The sequence below is a fragment of the Burkholderia sp. KCJ3K979 genome (assembly GCF_016759955.1).
Taxonomy (GTDB): Bacteria; Pseudomonadota; Gammaproteobacteria; order Burkholderiales; family Burkholderiaceae; genus Burkholderia; species Burkholderia orbicola.
Genome location: NZ_JACFYV010000301.1, coordinates 1 through 6580, shown reverse-complemented (window position 1 = coordinate 6580; position 6580 = coordinate 1). Strand labels below are relative to the sequence as shown.

Sequence of the window (6580 nt, the reverse complement as noted above, 5' to 3'; positions counted from 1 at the left end):
GTCGCGGCGCGCGCGACGGGCGCGTCGTCCGTCAGATCGACGACCTTCGCGTTGACGCGCGGCGGCGCGCCGTCCGGCTTCGCGCGCGTGCCCAGGCCGGCCGGCTCGTCGGCCGCGACGGGCCGCCAGCGCATCGATTGCGTGTCGGCGCTACGCCGGTTGGCGCTCGCGCTCGTGCTGCTTTCCGCATCGGTTTCGTCGTGCTGCTGCTGCACGCGGGCGTGTTCCTCGCTGGTGCGGCGCGTGCTGCGCGCGTCGGCGGACACGCTCGCGGCTTCGCCTTCGGCCGCCGTCTGCGCGAGGCGGCGCGGCGCCTGCGCGCCGGCGACCGTCTGCCGGTAGGCGTCGCTCGCCTGGTCGAGCACGTGTTGCAGCACGTCGAGCGGCGTCTTCGCGACGATCTTCGGCGTCACGCTCATCTCGCCGTCGGGGCCGAACGACATGCGCTCGCCGGTGCCGGTCACGTCGTCCGCACGCGTGCCATTGGTCCAGGCCTTCGGCGACACCGATACGACGGACAGCGTGCCGTCTTCGCCGAGCACCACCGATTTGCCCGGCGGCAGGCGCTTTGCGGACGCGCGGTCGAGCACGCGAATCGGCGTGTTGTCGTAGGTCAGCACCTTGTCGCCCACCCGCAGCGTGCCGTCGGGCGACACCTTGACGGCTTCGCCGTCGAGCGTCACGCGCGTGCGGCCGGCCGCGAGCGACGACGCGTCGCCGCTGTTGAGAATCCGGCCGATCGTCTGGCTGTCGACGCTGACGGTCTTGCCGTCGGCCCCGCGGATCGGCACCGGCTGGCCGATGCGCGTGCGCACCGACGTCACCGCGCGCTCCTTGAGGCCGCCGGCGGCCATCAACGCGACGTTGGTGATCCCGGACTTGAGCTGCTCGCCGGCCGCCTTCTTGTCGCCGGTGACGAAATACTCGTAGCCCGCTTCGCCGAACGCCTCGACCGCGCCGCCCACGCCCGTCACGACCGCGGTGGTCCGCGCGCCGGTGGCGAGCACCGACGCGACCTTCGGCGTGCGCGTGAGCGCCGTGACCGCGCGCGTGAACAGCTTGCTGCCGGCGAGCTTCGCGGCGCCCGCCGCGCCCATCGGCACGAGGTTGATGAAGTCGGCCCGCGCGCCCGCGTCGGTAAACGGATTGAGACTGCGCCCGTGGTCGGCGCGGTTGGCCAGGTCGAGGCCGGCGCTCGTCATCGTCGCGCCGATCGCCGTGTACATCATCCCCGCGCCGAGGATGTTCAGCGGCACGCCGACGATCGCGCCGATGCCGGTGCCGTCGAGCAGCGTGCCGAGACCTTCGAGCGCCATCCCGCCGACCATCATGCCGATGTTCAGGCCCGTGCTCGTCAGCGTGTTCAGAAAACTGTCGAAGCCGCTTTCGTGATGCGCGGCCTTCGATACCAGTTGCAGCGTGCCGTCCGCGTTGTGGCCGGTCGCGATGTCGACCGTGCCGTCCGTCGACAGTTCGTTGTTGTCGATGTAATCGTTGATGTCGTCGTAGTTGCTCGCCGTCTCGTCGACGTACTGCGTGCCGTCCTTGCCGCTGACCTTGAACAGCGCGCTGGTGGTCATGCCGGCATCCTTGGCCGCGTAGACCATCGGCAACACGCTGACCTGCGTCGTCGCGCCGCCGCCGATCGACAGCAGCTTGTCGCGCACGCTGTCGATCGTCTTCAGCTTGTCCTTGTCGGTGTAGCGCGCGACGTCGTCCTTCGTCGGCGATACGGGGTCCGAACCGTCGCCCGACGCCGCGTCGTTCTGGACGTCGGGTTGCATGCCGAGCGCGACGCCGATCAGGTTGCGCTGCTCGTTGTCGGTCAGCTTGCCGAACGCGATCGTGCCGCCGTTGTTCGTGCTCGCGCTGGCCGCGTCGAGCAGAGAATTCGACAACTCGCCGCGATGCGCTTCGTAGAAATCGTGCAGCGCCTTCTTGTAGTCGTTCTCGGCGTCCGAACCGGGCGCTGCATAGCGCAGCCGTTCGTCGAGGCCGGCGTCGAACCGGTCCATCAGCACCTGCTGGTGCGACGTTTCGCTCAGCAACTGCAGGCGCTGCACCGCGTTGTCGGCCTGCGTGACGGCCGCCTTCGCCTTGTCGAGCTCGCCCTGATACAGGTTCGGACGCGGCGCCGACGGCGCCGGGATCATGTCGTCGCCCGCGACGGTGCGAAAGCGCATCGGCGGCGGATTCGCGGCTGCCCAGTCGTCGTATTTTTTCTGCACCGACTCGAGCGTGCTCTTCGCCTGCGTCTGTTTGATGCGTGCCTGCGACAGCGCGAGCTGGGTCGCGCGCTCGTTCACCGAATCCGACATCCGGCTGTCGGCCGCGCGGACCGCGCCCGCGACGGTCTGCATGCGCTTCACGTCGAGCATCGTCGGGCCGGCCTGCGCGGCGGACGGGCCCGACGATTGCGGCAGCAGGAACGGGCTGTCGAGCAGCGGCGACGCGGGCAGCGACGACGCGCCGCTGGACCCGGGCAACGTCGGCGCCGCCAGCGGCGACGCGCTCGGCAGCGTCGGCGTGCCGGTGGGGGCGGCCGGCGTCGCAGTCGACAACGACGATGCGGGCAGGCCCGGCAGGCCGTTCGCGGTCGACAGCGACGGCGTCAGCAGCGGCGGTTGACGCCCCGGTTTCGTGAAGATCGATTGCGCGTTCACCTGCGCCTTGATCTGCGAGGCCTGATCGTCGTACTGCTGCGCGAGCGTCGCGCCGTACGCGACGACGAAGCCGTCGTGCGCGATGCTCGCCTGCTGCTTCGCCTGATCGAGCTTCGCATACGCATCGCCGAGGTCCAGATCGACCTGCGGGTCCTTGATCATCGCGTGCGGATTGGCCTTGTGCCACGCGTTGGATGCGTCCAGCTTCTTCGTATAGTCGGCCTGCAACGTGTCGACCTGCCGCTGCGCGGACAGCATCTGCAGATAGCCGCCGCTCGTGTTCGCGGTCGTCTGCGCGCGGGCGAGCGCGGTCTTCGCGTCCGACACTGCGTTCGCGACGACCACCGTCGGCCCTTCCTTGCCGCTGACCGAATCGTAGCGCTGCTGCGCGTTCGTGAGCGCCAGGCTGTCGTTGGCCGCGCCGTACGCGGCGTTCGCATAGTTCGCATCCTTCGCGGCGGACGTGACGGCCTGCTGCGCGGCATCCTGCGAAGCGGGCGCATCGGGCATCGTGACCTGCAGCTCCAGCGGCTGCAGCGCGTCGTTCAGCCGCCCGACGCCCGCGTCGAGCGCGGCCTTGTAGTCCGGATCGGCGAGGTACGACTGGAACTGCGTATACGCGAGGTTGGAATTCGCGACGTCAGCGAAATATTTCGACGCACCCACGGCCGCCTTCGCGCTCGCGGTCTGCCAGTCGTCGTAGAGCCGGATCTGCAGCGGGTTCTTGCAGTCGCCCGGCTGCGGCACCCAGTTCGGATCGTTCGCATGATCGGGGAAGGCTTCCAGCAGCGTCTTGAACTGCTGGTCGGCCGCGTGCTGCGCGTCGCCGGGGTCGGTCACCTTGCCGGAATCGTCGATCTTCATCCCGGCCGGCATGTCGGCATTCGCCTGTTCGCCGTACAGGATCATGTAGCCGGCGTCGGTCGTCACGTTCAGCTCGCGCTGCGCGGTGTCGGCCGTCGTGCGCGCCTTCGCGTAGTCGGCCTGCGCGGTCTTGCGGTCGTCGGCCGTCGACTCGGGATCGCGGTTGACCAGATGCAGCACGTTCTGCGCGCCTTGCAGCGTCTGCGACGCGTTGTCGTACTTCGTCTGCGCGTCCTGGATCGCTTTCTGTACCGCGCGCGTCTTGTCGTTCTCGACGGTGATGTCGGGCGGCGGCGCCGTATATTGCGCGGCCATGCTCTGGATCAGCGACGTCGCGGACTGGATCTCGGCGTTGGTCGGCTTCGACGGATCGGTCGCCAGCGAGGCGGTGAAGGAAATCGGCGGGGCGGCGGTCGGGTTCGCGGGTCCGGCGGCCGGGTCGTCCTTCTTCGGCGGCGGAGGAGGCGGGGGCGGCGGTGCAACGACCGGATTCAGCGTTTCCGACAGGAAGCGCTGCCAGTTGACACCCAGTCCCAGTCCGTCGATCAACAGCATGCTCGTCTCCGTTGAGCCGCGCGATGCGCGGCACGTGCGGCGTCCTGCACGCCGCGACGTGATCGTTCGAGTGTACGGACGCACCCGGCAGCGGGAACGCCGCTGTTTCGTAGCGGCAGGAAGCGGCCGGCGCCCCGGCGTCGCGCGGGCTACGAGACGCGCGCGGCGAGCGGCAGCCACGCCGCGCGTCGTCGTTCGGACCCCTGAAAGCGGCGCGGGCGCGCACGCCCGGCGCCGCGCGCGATCATGCGGTCACTGATCGAGACACCGCACGCAGAGCCGCTTCGCCTGGTTCGCCGGCAGCCCGCGGCACATCATCACGACCGGGCGCGCATGGCACGACGGTGCGTCGGCGGAAGCGGCCGGCAACGGCAGCCTGCGCGCGCGATCGGGCGGCGTGGTTGCGACCGCATCCATGCGTCGCTGCCGCGCCGGCGGCGTGTCGCTCACGACGGGAATCGGTTCGACGCCGCCTTCGCGCGCATTGCGCTGCGCGCTCGCGACGACGCGGCTCACGTAGCCGCTCGAAAAACCGGTCGTGAAGTTGCCGCTGTAGTAGCACGACAGCGCCGCGCGCAACGCGGCCTGCGTGGCGCGGCCGGTGCCCGACGAGCGCGCGAAGCATTCGGTCAGGATCGCGCCGCCGGCCTGCAGGTTGCGGCATGGCTCGAACATCGTCGCTTCGTCGAGCCCGTATTTCGCGAAATTGCGTTCGTTGACCTGCGCGAGGCCGACGCTATAGCTGAAGCCGCGCGACGACAGTTCGCGTGCGGTCGCGCGCGCCTCGTCGAGCGAGGCGGGCTGGCGCGTCAGGTGGCCGCCGACCACGCCGATCGCATAGGGATTGAAGCCCGACTCGGTACGTACGAGCGCGGCGAGCGTATCGGGGTCGACGTTCGGCGCGCACGCGCGAGCGAGTTGCGCGAAACCGGCGGCGCTGCCGGCCGCATGCGCGACGCCATGCTGTCCGCATGCGAGCACGAGCGCGACGAGCGCGGCAACGCACGCGGCGGCGGTTCGCAGGGCGCGTGCGCGCATCATCCGGCTCCGGCGACCCGATACGACAGCACGAGCCCGTGCACGAGCAGCGACCAGCCGTCGAGCGCGACGAACAGCAGCAGCTTGAACGGCACCGAGATCGTCGTCGGCGAGATCATCTGCATCCCGAGCGCCAGCAGGATGTTCGCGACCAGCAGGTCGACGACGATGAACACGATGTAGATCACGAAGCCGATCTGGAACGCCTTCGTCAGCTCGGCGAGCGTGAAGCTCGGCACCAGCACGAGCAAATCGTCGTCCTTGATGCCGTCCGCACGGTTCTTCGGCCAGACCGACGTCGCGGTGCGCACGAAGAATTCGCGGTCGCGCTGGCGCGTATGGGACACGAGGAAATCCTTGATCGGCGGCAGCGCCGCGCCGGCGAGCGCGCCGATGTCCGAGGTCGACAACTGCCCCGACGCATCGAAGTGGCGCGCCTGCAGCGCGTCGCGGATCGACATCCCGACCGGCGCCATGATGAACAGCGACAGGATCAGCGCGATGCCGTTCAGCACGAGGTTCGGCGGTACCTGCTGGATGCCGAGCGCGGAGCGCAGCAGGCCGAGCACGACCACGAGTTTCGTGTAGCTCGTCACCATCAGCGCCGCGAACGGCGCGATGCCGAGCGCGGCGATCACCGCGATCAGCGCGACCGGATTCGGCAGGTTGCCCATCGTTCAGCGCTCGCGCGGCGCGGGTTGCGTCAGCGTGACGACGCGCACGCCGAGCTTCTGGCCGACCGCGATCAGATGGCCGGTGCCGATCAGCATCCCGTTCGCGACGAGATGGATCACGCTCTGGTTGATTCCCTGTTGCAGCTCGATCACGGCGCCCGGCTGCAGCGCGCTCAGCTCGCCGAGCGGCATCGACGTGGGCGGCAGCTCGAAGCGCAGGTCGACCGCGAGGCCGTCGAGCGAGCGCGGTGCGTCGGCGGGCGGCGCGTCGTGCGTCGTCGGCGGCGCGGAGTCGGTGCGGGTCGGTTCCAATGGCATCTCCCTGATTCGTTCGACGGTCAGTCGGTTGCCCGACGGCCGCCCGGTGATCTCCCATGCCGGCGCGGCCGGCAGCCGCGCGACGCACAGCAGGTTCTGCTCGTGCGCCTGCCAGCGCTCGATCGCGATGATGTCGCCGCCGACCACATCGGCCAGCTCGGCCGTCGTCAGCTCGGTGCGGCCGATCTCGAATACGAGCGGCACCGGCAGGTTCGCGTAGGCCGCGCGCGCGTCGGCGAGCGGGGCCGGCGCGGCCGCGAAGAACACGGCCAGCGCATCCGGCGCGTCGAACAGCAGTGCGCCGTGGCAGCGCCACGCGGCGTCGGCGCGCCGCAACTCGAACCGCAGCGCGGCCGGCGTCGCATGCCAGGCCGGCGCGCCGTCGGGCGGCGGCAGCAGTTCGACGCGCTGCCGCGTCGCGGCCTGCAGCACGGTCGTGAGCGGCGCGCACAGATCGGCGAGCAGCGC

General features: G+C 70.1%; 3 protein-coding genes and 1 pseudogene. All 4 read right to left on the bottom strand.

The window, feature by feature from the left end; genetic code table 11:
* A pseudogene (locus H3O04_RS33050) lies at positions 1–4082 on the bottom strand (LWXIA domain-containing protein); the annotation flags it as partial.
* A 252-nt stretch (positions 4083–4334) separates the two neighbouring features.
* A complete protein-coding gene (locus H3O04_RS33045) occupies positions 4335–5120 on the bottom strand; it encodes a lytic transglycosylase domain-containing protein (protein ID WP_077180115.1) in 786 nt (261 codons plus the stop codon).
* The gene (sctR, locus tag H3O04_RS33040; RefSeq protein WP_202589288.1) at positions 5120–5794 is read right to left on the bottom strand and encodes a type III secretion system export apparatus subunit SctR; all 675 of its coding nucleotides are present in this window, start codon (positions 5792–5794) and stop codon (positions 5120–5122) included. Before sctR ends, H3O04_RS33045 begins: the two co-directional genes overlap by 1 nt.
* A gap of 3 nt (positions 5795–5797) precedes the next feature.
* The coding region (sctQ, locus tag H3O04_RS33035; RefSeq protein WP_202589287.1) for a type III secretion system cytoplasmic ring protein SctQ at positions 5798–6580 on the bottom strand (783 nt) is incomplete at its 5' end.